Source organism: Actinoallomurus oryzae, assembly GCF_039541955.1.
Lineage (GTDB): Bacteria > Actinomycetota > Actinomycetes > Streptosporangiales > Streptosporangiaceae > Actinoallomurus > Actinoallomurus oryzae.
This window is the reverse complement of the sequence record NZ_BAABHF010000015.1, coordinates 93,160-108,719: the sequence shown is the minus strand read 5'-3', so window position 1 is coordinate 108,719 and position 15,560 is coordinate 93,160. Positions and strand designations below refer to the sequence as shown.

Here is a 15,560-nt window from a genome sequence, read left to right as displayed (position 1 = left end):
TTCCGGATGACGGACTATCACACGAGATCGCCGCACCGGTCAAGACCGTCGCTTCAGACCCGTTTGACCAGCAATGCGGGCCAAATGTTTCAGGACCGCGAACCTATTGACAGCCCCTAGGGCGAAACCTAGTGTCTGCTCCGAAATTTATTCCGTATTCCGGAAAGGTGAAGCATGACAGCGACGCGCCTCCGTGAACTGATGGCCGACGACGTGGTCTTCGCCCCGGGCGTGTGGGACGGCCTGACCGCACGCCTCGCCGCACAGGCCGGCTTCCCCGCCCTGTGCGCCTCGGGATTCGCGATCTCCGCCGCGCTCGGCCTCCCCGACGCGGAGCTGTACACGATGTCGGAGAACCTCGACGCGGTCCGCCGGATCATCGAGGCCGGCGACCTCCCGGTGATCGCCGACATCGACACCGGCTACGGGAACGCCGTCAACGCCGCGCGCACCGCACGCCGGTTCGCCGACGCGGGCGTCGCCGCGGTCTTCATGGAGGACCAGGAGTCGCCCAAACGCTGCCCGATCTGCGTTGGCGACCCGGTCCCGGTGATCAGTCTGGGGGAGGCCACCGGGAAGATCCGCGCGGTGCGCGACGCCGTCGGCGACCGCCTCGTCGTGATCGCCAGAACCGACGCCGCCGGCGAGGAGGCGCTGGCCCGGGCGGAGGCGTACGTCGCCGCGGGCGCCGAGATGATCATGCCGGTCACCAAGACCTTCTCCACCGTCGAGGAGTGGGCCGGATGCCACAAGCGCGTCGGCGTCCGGCTGATGGCCACGCTCACGGCCTCGACGTGGGTCGAACGCGACTTCACGCCCGAGGTGCTGCGCGAGGTCGGCGTACGGCTCGCGCTGCTGCCCACCCAGATCCTGCTCTCCGCCACCGGCGCCATGCGCGAGACCCTGCGCCGGCTGCGGTCGGGCGAGCCGCCCGCCCAGGTCAGCGCCGACGCGTTGCCACACCACGACTTCGTCGACCTGATCGGCTTCGCCGACATCGAGAAGGCGCAGGAGAAGTACCTGCCGGCGGCCGGGGCGTGAGCGACGTGACCCAGGCGACGGCCACGACCGGCACGGCACTGACCGTCACCGAGAAGATCCTCGCCCGCGCGGCGAGTCTCGGCGAGGTGCGCCCCGGGCAGAACCACCCGTTCCGGCCGGACTACATGGTGGCCTACGACTTCCCCGGCTACACCGACCTGATGTTCAAGCAGATGCACGACGACTTCGGGATCACCGAGGTCGACGACCCGGAGCGGTACCTGGTCTTCATCGACCACATGCTGTCCAACCGGAACGAGCGCGAGGAGGAGGTGCACGACGTCACCCGGCGCTGGGGCGAGTTCTACGGCATCACGGTGCACGAGGGACGCGGGATCGGGCACCAGGTGGCGGCGGAGCTGGGCTACGCGCTCCCCGGCAAGTTCCTCATCCACTTCGACGGCCACATCAGCGGTCTCGGAGCGTTCGGCGCACTGGGCTGGGGCGTGCGCCGCGACCTGCTCGAGGCGTGGGTGAGCGGGCGGATCTTCCTCGACGTGCCCGCCTCGATGCGCTTCCACCTGACCGGGTCGTTCGCGCCGGGCGTGGACAACCGCGACCTCATCCACGAGATCATCTCCCGGGTCGGCGCGGACGGCTGCGCGCACCAGGTCATGGAGTTCACCGGGCCGGGCGCGGAGAACATGAGCATCGGCCGCCGCCAGGGGCTGTGCGGGATGGCCATGTTCACCGGCGCCGTCTCCGCGATCTTCAACCCCGACGAGACGGCGCTGGAGTACGCCCGTCGCGTCGCCCGTACCGAGTTCGAGCCGCTGACCAGCGACCCCGGCGCGGCCTACACGGCGACGCACGAGATCGACCTCGACGCGCTGCGCCCGCGCGTCGTGCTGCCCGGCTCGGCCCGCTCCGCGAACACCCTCGGCGTGGACGAGGCGGCCGGCACCCCCATCACCCGGGCGTTCATCGGCTCCTGCGCCAGCGGCCGGATCGAGGACATCCGCGCCGCCGCCGAGGTGCTGCGAGGCCGCAGGGTCGCGCCCGGCGTACAGCTCAACGTCGTGCCGACCTCGCAGCTCATCCACCGGCAGGCCGAGGAGGAGGGCCTGCTGGACGTGCTCCGCGAGGCCGGGGCGAACGTGGCCATCTCCAGCTGCGACTTCTGCTTCGGCTACGCCCGTCCCCTCCAGCCGGGCGAGAAGTGCATCTCCACCGGCGTGCTGAACATCTCCGGCCGGATGGGCAGCACCGACGCCGACATCTACATGGGCTCGGCCTACACCGTCGCGGCCAGCGCCGTGTCGGGACGGATCACCGACCCGCGGGAGGTGGTGAAGTGATGAAGCCGGCCACGTCGGCCCTGCCCGACGTCCTGCGCGGGCGCGTCGCCTGGATCTTCGGCGACGACTTCGACGTCGACCTGATCATCGGCGTGGAGAACATCAAGTACTACGACGCGGACAAGCTGCGCGCCGTGTGCATGAAGGCCTTCGACCCGGAGTTCGTGGAGAAGGTCGAGCCGGGCGACGTCGTCGTCGGCGGGCGCAACTTCGGCTATGGGCACCCGCACTACCCGCCCCTCGTCGCCCTGCGCAACCTGGGGATCAGCGCGGTCCTCGCCGAGTCGTTCTCGCCCGGGTTCTGGCGCGGCGAGACCTACAACGGCATGCCGCTGGTGACCGTCCCGGGCATCGCGACGGCGGTACGGCGGTTCGACCCCGTCGAGGTCGACTGGCGGCGAGCCGTCGTACGGCTGCCGGACGGCACGGAGCTGACCGGCAACCCGCCCAGCGAGCGGGTGATCAAGGTGCTGGAGTCCGGCGGCAGCCTGAACCTGCTGCTGCGGGAGCATGGCCGCCACCGGACCCCGGCGGAGAGCTGACATGCGCGGCCGCTACGTCGACACCGGCCACGGGCAGATCCGGGTCTGGCTCACCGCGGACCGTCCGGGCGTCCTGGTGCTGCCCGGGATCCGCTGGTCCGGCCGGCCGCTCGCGGAGGAGCTCACGCTCTGCGCACCGGACCGGCCGGTCGCCGTCGCCGACCTGCCGGGCGTCGGCGGATCGGCGCCGGGCGCGGCGGCCCGCGTGGGCACGGCGGCCGACGCGCTCGCCCAGGTCGCGACCGCGCTGGGCGCGCACACCGTCGTCGGGCTGGACATGAGCTGCGACCTGGCCGCCGCCGTGGCGGGCCGGGTGCCGGGCTGCCGCGAGGTGCTCCTGGTGGACCCCGGCTACCTCGCCGCCGCGCGGGAGATACCGCCGCCCGACCTCACGCCGCGCGCCGACGGCACCCACCTGCCGCGGCTGTGGCAGCTCGTACGGGACGCGCACCTCTTCCCGCCCGGAGCACCACGCGCCGCAGTGCCCGGGAGAGCCGAACTGCCCGGACCGGGCTCACTCGACCGTACGGTCGTCGCGTTCGCCGAGCACCCCGAGGACTTCGCGGCACTCTGGCAGACCTGGTGCCGCGCGGCCGAGGACCCGTTCATCGCCGCCGGTCCCGCGCCGTCGGCCGTGAATCCGGACGGCACCGGGCCGACGCCGGTCGACCGCTGGCCGGTCCGGCTCTCCCGCGCGCACGGCGACCCGCCGCCGCAGGCTCCGCCCGCAGCGCGACCCGCCCGGCGGGCGCTGCCGCTCGCCGACGCGCCCGGCGATGTGCGCGACACCGGCGTACGGCGGGCGTTCGCCGACACCTCGGCCGGGCAGGTGCACCTGCGGCTCGCGGGCGACGCCACGGCGCCACCGCTGCTGGCGCTGCACTCGGCGCCCGGGTCCGCGCAGCTCCTCGAACCCCTCATGCGGGGACTGGGCGCGGACTTCCACGTGATCGCCCCCGACTACCCGGGCAACGGCGAGTCGGACAAGCCGTGGCGCGACGGGGTGGGCGCCGGGCGGCTGGCCGACGCGATGGCCGAGGTCGTCGAGCGGCAGGCCGGCGGGCCGGTGCACCTGTGGGGCACCCACACCGGTGCCGTGATCGCGCTGGAGCTGTGCGTACGCCGCCCGGACCTCGTGCGCCGGGCCGTGCTGGAGGCGCCGCCGCTGCTGCCGCCCGAGCTCACCGACGACATCCTGGAGCACTACCTGCCGCCGCTGCGGCCGGACCGGTTCGGCGCCCACCTCGTACGGGCCTGGGGGATGCGCCGCGACATGTTCCTGTTCTGGCCGTGGTACCGCGACCGGACCGCCGCGGGGCGCCCGCTGCGCGTGCCGCGCGCGCGGGAACTGCACGACTGGACCGTAGGCCTGCTGCAGAGCGGGCCGACCTACCACCTCAGCTACGCGGCGGCCTTCCGGTACCCGACGCGGGACCGGCTGCCCAAGCTCACGACGCCGGCGCTCATCTGCGCCGGCCCCGACGACATGCTGGCCGACAACCTCCCGGCCCTGCGCTCCGCGGCCCCGGACGGCGTCACCCTCGCCCCGACGCCCGCGACCTGCTGGTACCCCGACCAAGATCCCGCCGCGGTCGGCGAGACCGTGCGGCGGTACCGGGATTTCCTCACCGCCGCCGGCTGAAGACGCGGGCCGAACGCACAGTCCCGGGATCCCTTCTTTCGAGGAGACGCAATGGCACCATCACTTCGCCGCCGCGGTCCGCTCGGCGTGCTGATCGCCGTCACCGCCCTGCTGGCCGCGGCGTGCAACGGCAACACGCAGAGCGGCGACGTCAAGCTCGGCTTCATCACCGCGCTGACCGGGCCCGTCGCCTTCGCCGGGCAGACGTTCGCGCACGGCACCGAACTCGCCGTCGACCAACTCAACCAGGAGGGCTACCTGGGCGGCGGCCGGAAGATCGAGCTGGTGAAGAAGGAGGGCGCCGAGACGCCGGCCCGCGCCGTGGAGCAGGCCAAGCAGCTCGCCGGCGACCAGAGCGTCGTGGGCACCATCTGCTGCATCCTGTCGCCGACGGCCGGGGCGGTGAAGCCCATCACCACGGCGGCCAAGATGCCGCTGGACATCTACGGCGCCACCGACCTCGGCCTGGAGAAGCCGCCGTACGTCGTGCGGACCACGACGATGCCGCAGGACGCCAACAAGAGCCTCGCGCGGAAGGTCGCCCAGCAGGCCCACCCGGCCTCGGTGGCGTACGCGGTGACGCAGGACAACTCCGGCTGGGTCTCCCAGCTCAAGAGCTTCCAGGAGGGCTTCGCCGGCACCGGCGTACGCGACCTCGGCACGGTCAACACGCTCGCCGCGCAGACCGACTTCAGCGGGGCGGCCGGCCAGCTCATGGCCAAGAACCCGGCGGCCGTCGTCGTCGCCTGCCTCCAGCAGTCGTCGATCTCGCTGATCAAGGCGCTGCGCAGCCGCGGGTACAACGGGCTCATCGTGGCCAGCGAGGCGATCGGCAGCCCCGGCGCCTACAAGGCCGCGGGGGGCGCGCTGGCCGACATCCCCTTCCCGGTGTACTTCTTCGCCGGCAAGGCCGACGCCCAGGGGCAGAAGTTCGCGCAGGCGTACAAGGCCAAGTACGGCACCGACCCGGACGACTACGCGGCCCAGGGCTACATCGCCGCGTACACGATGGCCACCGCGATCAAGAACGCCGGCAAGGACGTCACCCGCGCGAGCGTCACCAAGGCACTGTCGTCGCTGAAGCAGATGGACGGCACCATCTACGGCACGGTCGGCTTCCAGAACGGGCAGCTGCACGCCCCCGAGAGCATCGTGCACATCACGTGGACCAGGGACGGGCGGCAGACCGAGTGGACGCCGTCGGGCGCGGGCAAGTCGTGAACGGGCCGGTGACCTGACCATGTTGCTCGTCCAGCAGCTCATCAACGGCCTCGCCCTCGGCGCCGTGTACGCCCTGTTCGCGGTCGGGTTCGGCGTGGTCTTCTCCACGATGCGGATCCTGAACCTGGCCCAGGGCATGTACGCCACCTGGGGAGCGATCTTCGCCTACTGGGCGGTCGCGCACGCCGGCCTGCCGTTCCCGGTCGCCTGCCTCGTCGGCACCGCGATCGGCGCGATGGCGGCGGTGGCGGTCGACCAGGTGGCCTTCCAGCCGCTGCGGTCCCGCGGCGGCGAGCAGCTCCTCGGCACGATCATCACGAGCGTGGCGCTGTGGATCTCACTGCGCGAGGCGGCCAGCCTCGCCACCGGCGCGGCTCCGCTCGGCTTCCCGCCGGGCACGGTGCCGGGCGGGCTGATCCGGTTCGCCGGTCTGCGGGTGCTGGCCACCCAGGTCATCGCGATCGTCTGCGCGATCGTCGTGACCGCCGCCATCCACGTGATCCTCCGGCACACCCGGCTGGGCGCGGCGATCCGCGCCGTGGGCCACGACCGCGGCGCGGCCATGCTCGGCGGAGTGAACCCGCGCGTGGCGATCCTGACCGCGGCGGCCCTGGCCGGCGCCGCGACGGGACTGGCCGGGGTGTTCTACGCCGACGGACAGACCTTCACCTTCAGCCTCGGCGACGGCCTGCTGCTCCAGGGCTTCGCGGCGGTCGTCATCGGCGGCATGGGCGACGTGCGCGGCGCGGCGTTCGGCGGATTCGCGATCGGCGTCGTCCAGGTGCTGTCGGCCCAGTACATCTCCAACTCCTTCCAGGACGCGATCACCTTCGGCCTCCTGCTGGTCGTCCTGGTCGTCCGGCCGCGCGGCCTGCTCAAGACGGTCGAGCTGGGGAGGGCCTAGATGGGACAGCAACTGACGCTCCTGGTCAGCGCCGCCGAGTTCGCGCTCGCGGGCGCCGTCCTCGCGCTGAGCACGTACATGACGCTGTGGGCCGGGCTGCTCAGCTTCGCCACGGTGAGCTTCGCCGCGGTCGGCGCGTTCACCGCGACCCACCTGATGACCTCCGCGGGCCTGGGGCTGTGGGCCGCGCTGCTCGTCGGCGGGCTCGGCGGCGGGGTGGTCGCCGCGGTCGCCGGGCTGCTGCTGATCCGGCTGGCCGGCCACTGGCTGGCGCTGGCCACGGTCGCGCTCATCCTGGTCACCCGGGTCGTCGTGGTGAACCTCGGCGGCCTGACCGGGGGTTCGCAGGGCGAGGTGGTGCCGGTCGAGGTCCACCTGTGGCAGCTCATCGTGGTGTTGGCGGTGGCCTGCCTGGTCCTGGCCCGGCTCGCCCGGTCGAGGTTCGGCACGGCGGCGGTGGCGACCCGGGAGGACCCCACGGTCGCCGCGACGATGGGCATCCCGGTACGCCGCGTGCAGGCTGCCGCCTTCGTGATCAGCGGCGTGCTCGGCGGGGTCGGGGGCGTGCTGCAGGCGGGGCTGCTGCGCTACATCGACCCGGACAGCTTCTACATCGACCTGGCCGTGACGGTCATCGCCTGCGTCGTGCTCGGCGGCGCGTACCACTGGTTCGGGTCGGTCATCGGCGCGGTCGTCTTCACCGGGCTGCCGGTGTACGTGAACCAGTTCATCGGCCAGGGGCAGGCCATCATCGACGGGGCACTGCTGCTGATCATCATGATCTGGATGCCCGGCGGCCTCGTCGACCCGCTGCGCTGGCGGCGGCTGCGGGACGGACGCCGTACCGCGCCGGCGCCGGAGACGGCGCGCGAACCCGCGGAGGTGCGGTCATGACCGATGCGGACGCGCTGGTCGTCGACGGCCTGGCCAAGCGGTTCGGCGGGCTGAGCGTACTGCGCTCGGTCGACCTCACCGTCCCCCGCGACACCGTCTTCGGGATCGCCGGGCCCAACGGGGCCGGCAAGACCACATTGCTCAACATCATCAGCGGCCTGCTGCCCTCCGACGGCGGCTCGATCCGGCTGTACGGCGACGCGTGCCACCGGCTGCCGGCGCAGGCCCTGGCCCGGCTGGGCGTCGCCCGTACGTTCCAGAACATCCGGCTGCTGCGCGGCCTCACCGTCGCCGAGCAGGTGCTCGCCGGTGCGTACCGGCGCCGCCGGGTCGGTGGCTTCCGCGGCTCGGCCGGCACGCCACGGGCCCGCGCGGAAGTGCGCGAGCTGCGGGATCAGGCGCTGGAGACCCTGGAGGCGGTCGGCCTGCGCGACGCCGCCGACCGGCTGGCCGAGACCCTGCCGTACGGCGACCAGCGGCGGCTGGAGATCGCCCGTGCGCTGGTGTCGCGACCCCGGCTGCTGCTCCTGGACGAACCGACCGCCGGCATGAACGCGGCCGACTGGACCGGGATCGGCGAGCTGGTGACCGGCCTGCGCGAGAGCGGCACGACGATCGTCGTGGTCGAGCACAACATGCGCCTCATCCAGGCGATCTGCGACCGGGTCGCCGTGCTGGCCTCCGGCGAGGTCATCGCCTGCGACGAGCCGGATCTCTGCCTGCGCCGCCCCGAGGTGCGCAAGGCGTACTTCGGCAAGTGATAGAGAAGGGGACGAGAGACCATGTTGACCGTCGAGTCGCTCGAGGTGACCTATGGTTCCATCCGCGCCGTGTCACGTCTCGACATCTCCCTCGGCAAGGGGCGGGTCGCCGCTCTGCTGGGCGCCAACGGCGCGGGCAAGTCGAGCACGATGCGCGCGATCGGCGGGCTGCTGCGCCCGAGCGGCGGGCGCGTCGTCTTCGACGGCACCGACATCACCGGGATGCCCGCCCACCGGGTCGCCCGGCTCGGGCTGGCGCTGGTGCCGGAGGGCCGGATGGTCGTCGGCTGCCTGACCGTCGAGGAGAACCTCGGCCTCTCCGCGTACGCCCGTGGCCGGCGCCGTACGGCCCTGGTCGACGAGGTGTACGACCTGTTCCCCCGGCTGGCCGAACGCCGTCACCAGACCGCCGCGCTGATGTCGGGCGGCGAGCAGCAGATGCTGGCGATCGGCCGCGCGCTGATGACGGCGCCGTCCCTGCTGCTGCTCGACGAGCCGTCGATGGGCCTGTCCCCCGCGCTGGTCGACACCGTCTTCGCGGCGATCTCCGCGATCCGCGCCACCGGCATGACCATGCTGCTGGTCGAGCAGAACGCCGCCCTCGCGTTCCCGCTGGCCGACCACGCGTGCCTCATCCAGCGGGGCGAGATCGTCGCCGAGGGCACCCCGGAGGAGCTGGAGAAGGATCCCGCGACCATCGCCCGCCACCTGGGCATCGAGGACGAGCCGCGACCGACGGCCCCGCACGCGTGAAGGAGGACTCATGACTCCCTACTGGCAGGCGCTGTACGCGCCGGGTGTGCCCGGTGAGATCGAGCTCGAGGCGGACAGCGTCGTGGAGCTGTTCCGCCGCCGCGTCGCCGAGCGGCCGGACGCGCCGCAGCTCCACTACTTCGGCACCACCCTCGACCGCGCCGAGGTCGACCGGCTGAGCGACGCCTTCGCGGCGGGGCTCGAACGGCGCGGCGTCGGCGCGGGCGACCGGGTCGCGATCGCGCTGCAGAACACCCCGGTCTGCGTGCTGGCCGTGCTCGCTGTCTGGAAGCTCGGCGGCACGGTCGTCCCGGTCAACCCGATGTACAAGGAACGGGAGCTCGCCCACCTGCTCACCGACTCCGGCGCCCGGGTCCTGGTCGCGCACCCCGCCGCCCGCGGGGTGGTCGCCGCGCTGCCCGCCGGGAGCACGCCCGGGCACGTCCTCTACTCCCGCGACGGTGCCCTCGCCGCCGACCTCACCGGTCCCTGGCCGGACGACGCGGACGACGACGTTCTGGCGATCTTCAAGGAGGGCGGCGCGCCGCGGGCCCCGGCGAGCCCGGGACCGGACGACGCGGCGCTGCTCAGCTACACCTCCGGCACCACCGGCCCGGCCAAGGGCGCGATCAACCTGCACCGCAACCTCGCCTACCAGGTCGGCGCCTGCCGGACCTGGATCGGCCTGGGCGACGGCGACTCGATCCTCACCGTCGCACCGCTGTTCCACATCACCGGGCTGGCCATGCACCTGGCCCTCGGTCTCGGCGGCGGCCTGCCGCTGGTGCTGACCTACCGGTTCGACGCCCGTACGGCGGCGGCGCTGGTCGAGCGCTACCGGCCGACGTTCACCATCGGGTCGATCACCGCGTTCATCGCCCTGCTGGCCGAGCCCGCGACCCGCGACCATGACCTGAGCTCGCTGACGAAGGTGCTCAGCGGCGGCGCACCGGTGCCGGCCGCCACCGTACGCCGGTTCGCCGACGAGTTCGGCGTCTACATCCACAACGCCTACGGCCTGACCGAAACGACCTCGGCCGCGGTCGCCGTGCCGCTCGGCACCCGCGCGCCGGTCGACGAGACGTCCGGAGCCCTGGCGATCGGCGTGCCCCTGCCGAGCGTCCACGTGGAGATCCGCGGTGACGACGGCCGGCCGCTACCCCCCGGAGAGGTCGGCGAACTGGCCATCGGCGGCCCGCAGGTCGCCGCGGGCTACTGGAACAAACCGGAGCAGACCCGCGCCGCGTTCCCGGAGGGCACGCTGCTCAGCGGGGACGTCGGCTTCATGGACACCGCGGGCTGGGTCTACCTCGTCGACCGGAAGAAGGACATGATCGTGGCGGCCGGCTACAAGATCTGGCCGCGCGAGGTGGAGGACGTGCTGTACGAGCATCCGGCCGTACGCGAGGCGGCCGTCGTCGGCGTGCCCGACCCGTACCGGGGCGAGACGGTGCGTGCCTTCGTCAGCCTCCGCCCCGGCGCCACCGCGACCGAGACCGAACTCCGGGACTTCTGCCGCGCCCGGCTGGCCGTCTACAAGGCCCCTGCCCAAGTGCTGATCGAGGACGACCTGCCGAAGAGCGTCACCGGCAAGATCCTCCGCCGCGAACTCCGCGACGCACCGGTGGAACCGTGAGCGCCTGATCGACGGTCCGCTGCGGCGGGGCTGTGACCTGCGGGCGCGGATCGGCCTTGCCACCGTGAAGGGTGCGCGCCAAGGCCAACGGCGCACGCTATTGGGTTCGGGGCACAAGCTCGATCGGGCCGTCGGGAATGACGATGCCGACCGCGACGGTCCGGCCGGCGTTGTCGGTGTCATCACCGAAGTACTGGTTCTTGAAGGTCGGCTTGAAATAGCAGCGCTGCTTGAGCTTGGTGCCCGGCCTCACGCGCTGCTGCGTCGGCAGCGAGGCGTCGCAGCGGATGGCCGTCGCCTGCGAGGAGTACTTGCGCCACAGCGCGGCCTCGATGCCCGCCTTCGTGGTGACCAGCACGTCCGGGGTGGCTCGCCAGTTGTAGTTCGTGCTCGTCGTCTGCCGCGTTGTCACGGTGTAGGTGATGACCTGCCCCATGTAGGTGATCCGGCAGGTGAACGACGGTGCGATGTCGACCGTGTCGCATCGGGTCGCGATGGGGCGGACCAGGCCGCCGGCGGCCATGACCCGGCCCTCCAACGCCTGCTCCAGCCCGCCGAGGCCCGTGACGAACATATCCGCGGGCTGCGAGGGGGACGGCTCGTTCGGGACCGGTATCGGCCGGCCTCGCCCATCCCATTCGTCCTTCTTGTCGCTCGTGCATCCGGCCAGCGCCAGAAGACATCCGCAGGCGGCGGCGAGATACCCGGGCCGCACGTTCATATCTCCCTCAAAACGATACGCGCGATCTTGATTAGTCCGTCCTTTGAGTGGCCATTGAAGAATGCGTTGATCGCGACGGTGCGCATCTCGGTCCCCTCGAGACGGGCGACCGCAAGAATTTCGTCCTTGTTCACGTCGCTGCCGCTGGTGTACAGTGCCGCGTCGCCCAATCCGGTCACCTTCTCGAGTGATCCGGTGTATTTTCCGATGCTGAGCTGAACCGTCTGTTCGGCGGTGGTACTCGCCTTGCTCGTGCCCACGTCCACCTGGACCCACTGCCCGCTGCCGATCTGGTAACGGCAGGTATGGAAATTCGGACTGTGGCTGAGTTTCATCTCCATGGACTTGGGCTTGCGCGTACCCATGGCCGAGGCGATCGCCGAGGGGCTCACCAACGGGCAGGCCGACCGCACCCAAGGCCGCGGCGACCGGCTACTGGACGGCGTTGGCGTCGGGCTGGCCACCGAGAGCGGGGGCGGCTGGGTCTTGGTGTCGGTCGAGGAGGACGAGCCGCCGCCGCAGCCCCCCGTCACCGACGCGACTCCGAGCAGCACGAGGACCGGCACGAGCAAGGCGCGCATCAAGGGCTCCAGTTCCAGATTCAGGGCGAACGCATGAATGTTCGCCGCCGCGCCGTTTCACCGAGGCCGATGAGGACAGCCAGGGTGCTCTCCCGCAGTCGCGTGTCCTCGTCGACGGTGATGGCCGCGCGGCAACGCTAACAGCACACCGGCGGGCACATTCGCCACAATGCGCACCCGTTCTCGCCATATCGCGCACGCGTACGCCGCCGGCTAAGTGGAGTTCCCGGGAGGCGACGCGGCCTTCTGCTCAGGTTCGGCGCAGGAGGCCGTTGACCAGATCATCGAAGAGCGCGGCGAGCTCGTCGTCGATGATGGCGTCGGGGCGGGTCAGCACCAGGTGTCCGAAGTGCTCGGCGGCGGCGACTACGGCGTGAGCCGCCCGGAGGCGGTGTCGTGCGGTGGCGGCCTCCACGTCCACTTCAGCCGCTGCCGGTCAGCGGCTGTCCTGCTGCGCGGCGCGTACGCCGGGCGATCACCCGGCTCCGGTGACCATTTGGGAAAATTAGGGAAAATCCTTGATCGATCGAATGAATCGGTCTTACTCTCGCGATAACGGAAAGCGCTTTCCCTATCTAAGGCGCAGGAGCCCGCCGCAGCGTTGACCATGCCCACCAAGTGCGCATTTTCCATCAGAAGGGAAGATCGGTCGCGACGTCGGCGACACGCAGGCAAAGGTTTGCCGACGATGTAGAGGAAAGCGCTTGCCACCTGCTGCGGCAGGTTCGAGAAAGGCGAGGCGAGGATGAGACGAGCAGGCACATGGCCGGCGACGAGACGGCGGGCGACACGGTTAGCGGTCGCGGTCGCCGGCGCCGTGGTGCTCACGGCCGGCCCGGCGGCGGCCCACGCGCGCGATCACCGCGGTCCCCGCCCGGCGGCGCCGACGCACGTCACGGTGCCGCGCCTCGCCTACGACGACTCGAGCGTCACGCTCACCTGGCGCGGGCCGTCGTCCGGGCCAGCGCCCGTCGACTACCACATCTACGCCGACGGCCGGTTCGTCGGCGACGCCCAGCGCGGCAACGACACCGACGCCAAGCGGTTCATCGACCGGTTCTACGCGGACCCGGGCAACGCCGACCAGGTGAAGGTCGTGGAGCAGAACTTCACCGTCACCGGCCTCGAGCCGCACCACCGGTACCGCTTCACCGTACGATCGGTCGCCGCCGACGGCACCGAGTCCCGCGCCGGCAGGGCGGTCGCACAGACGACCGCGGCACCGTCGCACGTGTTCGACGTGACGCGGTACGGCGCCGAGGGCGACGGCACCACCGATGACACCGTCGCCATCCAGAAGGCCATCGACGCCTGCGACAAGGGTGGCACGGTGCTCCTGCCCGCAGGGACGTTCGTGTCGGGCGCGTTGTGGCTGAAGAGCGACATGACCTTCAAGGTCGACGCGGGCGCCAAGCTGCTCGGCAGCACGAACCCGGACGAGTACCCCTACCACTTCCGCCTGTACGACTACTCCACCGACGAGCGCTACTACTCCCTGCTGAACGCGCACACCTACGACTACGGCAGCCTGCACGACATCCGGATCGTCGGCCCCGGCACCATCGACGGCAACGGCTGGAAGCAGAACGGGCTGGACGAGGGCTACTTCCCGGTCTCGGCGAAGAGCAGTTCGAGCACGTGGCAGCAGAACGGGATACTCGCCAAGGCGCAGGTCGAGCAGGCGGGCCAGAAGTACGGCAACCCCGCGCCGTACCCGACCCGGTCCAGCCTGATCACGATGCGCGGCGTGGACGGCGTGTACTACGGCGGCTTCAAGGCGGAGAACCCGTCGGCCCACACCCTGGTCAACCTGCACAGCGATGACGTCACCGTGAACGACGTCAAGCTGCTGACCTACGACGTCAACAACGCGGACGGCATCGAGTTCAGCCACGGCGACGGGCTCACCGTCATCAACGACGTCTTCGACACCGGTGACGACGCGATGAACTTCGCCGCCGGACTCGGCGCCGCCAGCGAGGATCAGCGGCCGACCCGCAACGCGTGGATCGCCGACAACTACTTCCGGCACGGGCACGGCGCGGTCGTCGTGGGCAGCCACACCGGCTCCTGGATCGAGAACGTGCTCGCCGAGCAGAACGTCGTCGACGGCACCGACGTCGGGCTGCGGATGAAGACCGTGCCCACGAACGGCGGCGGTGGCCGCGACGTCGTCTTCCGCGACACGGCCATGAAGAACATCGCCGCGCAGGGGTTCATCTTCACCTCCGCCTACAGCGACCCGAACGCGGCCATCGTCGTCGAGCCCGCCCGTCAGCGGGCGCGGTTCCAGGACGTCACCGTCTCGAACGTGACGGTCGACGGCACCGGAAGCGCCGCGATCGACGTCGTGGGCGTCGCCGACCGGCCACACACCCGGCTGAGCTTCGACCACGTCACCTTCACCGGTGCCGGGCAGGCACAGCTGTCCTACCTGACCGACAGCACGTTCAAGGACGTTCGCCTGAGCGGCCTGGACGCCCCATGGGAGATCAAGCACTCCTCGGGCCTGGCGTTCACCGGTGACACCACCATGAGCGGTGGCACCGCCGACGCCGGGCACGCACCGTCCTGGCCGCCCGGGGCGGCGCTGACCGCCGCGGCGACGGACACGGCGCTCACCGTTTCCTGGCCGGCCGCGACGGACGACACGGGTGTCGCCGCCTACGACGTCCTCCTCGACGGCCACATCGTGACGAGCGTCGGCGGCGACGCGACCGGGACGACGCTCGACGGGCTCGGTCCCGCTCTGACGTACCACGTCTCGGTGGCGGCCCGCGACGCCACGGGCAACTCCACGCCCGGCCCGGACGCCGACGCCCGGACCACCGGATCACCCGACCGCACGCCGCCGCGGGTCCCGACCGCGTCGGACGCCCTGAAGGTCGACGCCGCGAGCGTGGGTACCACCTGGGGACGGGTCGATTGGACACCTGCGGACGACGACCACGGAGTCGGCCACTACGTGGTGCTCCTCAACGGCGACGCGGCCGGCACGGTCGCCGGCACCGACACCTCTTACACCCTCACCGGCCTGAAGCCCGGCACGACCTACCAGGTCGGCCTGCGGGCCGTGGACGCCGGCGGGAACGCCGCCACCTACCCGGCGACGGCGGAACTGACGACCGGCCCGGCCTACGACCGGGCCGTACCCACATGGCCGGCCCACAGCCGGGTCCGGGTCGCGAGGATCAGCGCCACCGGCGCCGTCCTCTCGTGGCCGCAGGCGACCGACGACCAGCAGGTCGCCGGATACCGGGTGCTCGTGAACGGCCACCCGGTCGGTACCGGGCCGTTCACGCCGATCAACACGGCGGTCACCACCCGGGACACCGCGTACACGCTGACGGGGCTCACGCCGGGACGGCGCTACGTCATCACCGTCGAGGCGGGTGACACCGCCGGCAAGTGGACCGGCGGCGGGCCCGGCCGCGTGATCAGGGGCAGGTGACCGGGGCGGAGGACGTCTTCTCCCCGGACGACCACGTGTCTCCGCCCCTGATCGGCTGAGCCCCCGCCGGTGACCGGACCGGCGGGCGCCGGCGCGTCACGCGAGGTGACCGCCG

15 protein-coding genes are annotated in these 15,560 nt (G+C 71.6%); 12 read left to right on the top strand and 3 right to left on the bottom strand.

The genetic code is table 11. The features are described 5' to 3' along the window. Positions 1-174: 174 nt before the first annotated feature. Genes ABEA10_RS09580 through ABEA10_RS09535 form a run of 10 tightly spaced genes read left to right on the top strand, consistent with a single transcriptional unit; the run spans position 175 to position 10,692 of the window. Positions 175-1,041: an isocitrate lyase/PEP mutase family protein gene (locus tag ABEA10_RS09580; RefSeq protein WP_345460361.1), complete on the top strand. Its 867-nt coding sequence runs from the start codon at positions 175-177 to the stop codon at positions 1,039-1,041. After that, a complete protein-coding gene (locus ABEA10_RS09575; RefSeq protein WP_345460358.1) occupies positions 1,038-2,339 on the top strand; it encodes a 3-isopropylmalate dehydratase large subunit in 1,302 nt (433 codons plus the stop codon). The genes ABEA10_RS09580 and ABEA10_RS09575 overlap by 4 nt, the downstream gene beginning before the upstream one ends. After that, positions 2,339-2,881 (top strand): LeuD/DmdB family oxidoreductase small subunit, encoded by a 543-nt coding sequence (locus tag ABEA10_RS09570; RefSeq protein WP_345460355.1) that lies wholly within the window; start codon positions 2,339-2,341, stop codon positions 2,879-2,881. Before ABEA10_RS09575 ends, ABEA10_RS09570 begins: the two co-directional genes overlap by 1 nt. Position 2,882: 1 nt before the next feature. Beyond that, positions 2,883-4,523, top strand: coding sequence for an alpha/beta fold hydrolase (locus ABEA10_RS09565; RefSeq protein ID WP_345460352.1), 1,641 nt, complete (start codon positions 2,883-2,885; stop codon positions 4,521-4,523). 51 nt (positions 4,524-4,574) lie between these two features. Then, entirely contained in the window at positions 4,575-5,744 is a 1,170-nt protein-coding gene (locus tag ABEA10_RS09560) for an ABC transporter substrate-binding protein (protein WP_345460349.1), read from the top strand. Positions 5,745-5,763: 19 nt separating this feature from the next. After that, positions 5,764-6,648: a branched-chain amino acid ABC transporter permease gene (locus ABEA10_RS09555; RefSeq protein ID WP_345460346.1), complete on the top strand. Its 885-nt coding sequence runs from the start codon at positions 5,764-5,766 to the stop codon at positions 6,646-6,648. Beyond that, positions 6,649-7,542 (top strand): branched-chain amino acid ABC transporter permease, encoded by an 894-nt coding sequence (locus ABEA10_RS09550; RefSeq protein ID WP_345460343.1) that lies wholly within the window; start codon positions 6,649-6,651, stop codon positions 7,540-7,542. It begins immediately after the preceding gene. Further along, positions 7,539-8,303, top strand: coding sequence for an ABC transporter ATP-binding protein (locus ABEA10_RS09545; RefSeq protein ID WP_345460340.1), 765 nt, complete (start codon positions 7,539-7,541; stop codon positions 8,301-8,303). Before ABEA10_RS09550 ends, ABEA10_RS09545 begins: the two co-directional genes overlap by 4 nt. 21 nt (positions 8,304-8,324) lie before the next feature. Continuing rightward, positions 8,325-9,056, top strand: a complete 732-nt coding sequence (locus tag ABEA10_RS09540; RefSeq protein ID WP_345460337.1) for an ABC transporter ATP-binding protein — start codon at positions 8,325-8,327, stop codon at positions 9,054-9,056. A 10-nt stretch (positions 9,057-9,066) separates the two neighbouring features. Then, complete coding sequence (locus tag ABEA10_RS09535; RefSeq protein WP_345460334.1) at positions 9,067-10,692, top strand: AMP-binding protein; 1,626 nt, start codon at positions 9,067-9,069, stop codon at positions 10,690-10,692. 97 nt (positions 10,693-10,789) lie between these two features. Here the strand turns inward: ABEA10_RS09535 and ABEA10_RS09530 are convergent, their stop codons facing one another. Both ABEA10_RS09530 and ABEA10_RS09525 read right to left on the bottom strand, forming a co-directional pair. Beyond that, on the bottom strand, positions 10,790-11,413 hold the full coding sequence (locus ABEA10_RS09530; RefSeq protein ID WP_345460331.1) for a hypothetical protein: 624 nt from the start codon (positions 11,411-11,413) through the stop codon (positions 10,790-10,792). Next, positions 11,410-11,778 carry a hypothetical protein gene (locus ABEA10_RS09525; protein ID WP_345460328.1) on the bottom strand — a complete coding sequence of 123 codons (369 nt, stop codon included), beginning with the start codon at positions 11,776-11,778 and terminating at the stop codon, positions 11,410-11,412. Before ABEA10_RS09525 ends, ABEA10_RS09530 begins: the two co-directional genes overlap by 4 nt. Here ABEA10_RS09525 and ABEA10_RS09520 point away from each other — a divergent pair. Beyond that, a complete protein-coding gene (locus ABEA10_RS09520; RefSeq protein WP_345460325.1) occupies positions 11,765-12,031 on the top strand; it encodes a hypothetical protein in 267 nt (88 codons plus the stop codon). The two genes, ABEA10_RS09525 and ABEA10_RS09520, sit on opposite strands and share 14 nt — an antisense overlap. A gap of 213 nt (positions 12,032-12,244) precedes the next feature. Here the strand turns inward: ABEA10_RS09520 and ABEA10_RS09515 are convergent, their stop codons facing one another. Next, positions 12,245-12,409 (bottom strand): hypothetical protein, encoded by a 165-nt coding sequence (locus ABEA10_RS09515; protein WP_345460322.1) that lies wholly within the window; start codon positions 12,407-12,409, stop codon positions 12,245-12,247. A 330-nt stretch (positions 12,410-12,739) separates the two neighbouring features. Here ABEA10_RS09515 and ABEA10_RS09510 point away from each other — a divergent pair, with 330 nt between their 5' ends. Continuing rightward, positions 12,740-15,445 (top strand): fibronectin type III domain-containing protein, encoded by a 2,706-nt coding sequence (locus ABEA10_RS09510; RefSeq protein WP_345460319.1) that lies wholly within the window; start codon positions 12,740-12,742, stop codon positions 15,443-15,445. Positions 15,446-15,560: the final 115 nt, after the last annotated feature.

Coding starts and splice junctions, on each gene's coding strand:
- ABEA10_RS09530 (WP_345460331.1), bottom strand. CDS start 11,413: ATGAACGTGCGGCCCGGGTATCTCGCCGCCGCCTGCGGATGTCTTCTG.
- ABEA10_RS09525 (WP_345460328.1), bottom strand. CDS start 11,778: ATGGGTACGCGCAAGCCCAAGTCCATGGAGATGAAACTCAGCCACAGT.
- ABEA10_RS09550 (WP_345460343.1), top strand. CDS start 6,649: ATGGGACAGCAACTGACGCTCCTGGTCAGCGCCGCCGAGTTCGCGCTC.
- ABEA10_RS09555 (WP_345460346.1), top strand. CDS start 5,764: ATGTTGCTCGTCCAGCAGCTCATCAACGGCCTCGCCCTCGGCGCCGTG.
- ABEA10_RS09580 (WP_345460361.1), top strand. CDS start 175: ATGACAGCGACGCGCCTCCGTGAACTGATGGCCGACGACGTGGTCTTC.
- ABEA10_RS09510 (WP_345460319.1), top strand. CDS start 12,740: ATGAGACGAGCAGGCACATGGCCGGCGACGAGACGGCGGGCGACACGG.
- ABEA10_RS09545 (WP_345460340.1), top strand. CDS start 7,539: ATGACCGATGCGGACGCGCTGGTCGTCGACGGCCTGGCCAAGCGGTTC.
- ABEA10_RS09540 (WP_345460337.1), top strand. CDS start 8,325: ATGTTGACCGTCGAGTCGCTCGAGGTGACCTATGGTTCCATCCGCGCC.
- ABEA10_RS09535 (WP_345460334.1), top strand. CDS start 9,067: ATGACTCCCTACTGGCAGGCGCTGTACGCGCCGGGTGTGCCCGGTGAG.
- ABEA10_RS09560 (WP_345460349.1), top strand. CDS start 4,575: ATGGCACCATCACTTCGCCGCCGCGGTCCGCTCGGCGTGCTGATCGCC.
- ABEA10_RS09565 (WP_345460352.1), top strand. CDS start 2,883: ATGCGCGGCCGCTACGTCGACACCGGCCACGGGCAGATCCGGGTCTGG.
- ABEA10_RS09570 (WP_345460355.1), top strand. CDS start 2,339: ATGAAGCCGGCCACGTCGGCCCTGCCCGACGTCCTGCGCGGGCGCGTC.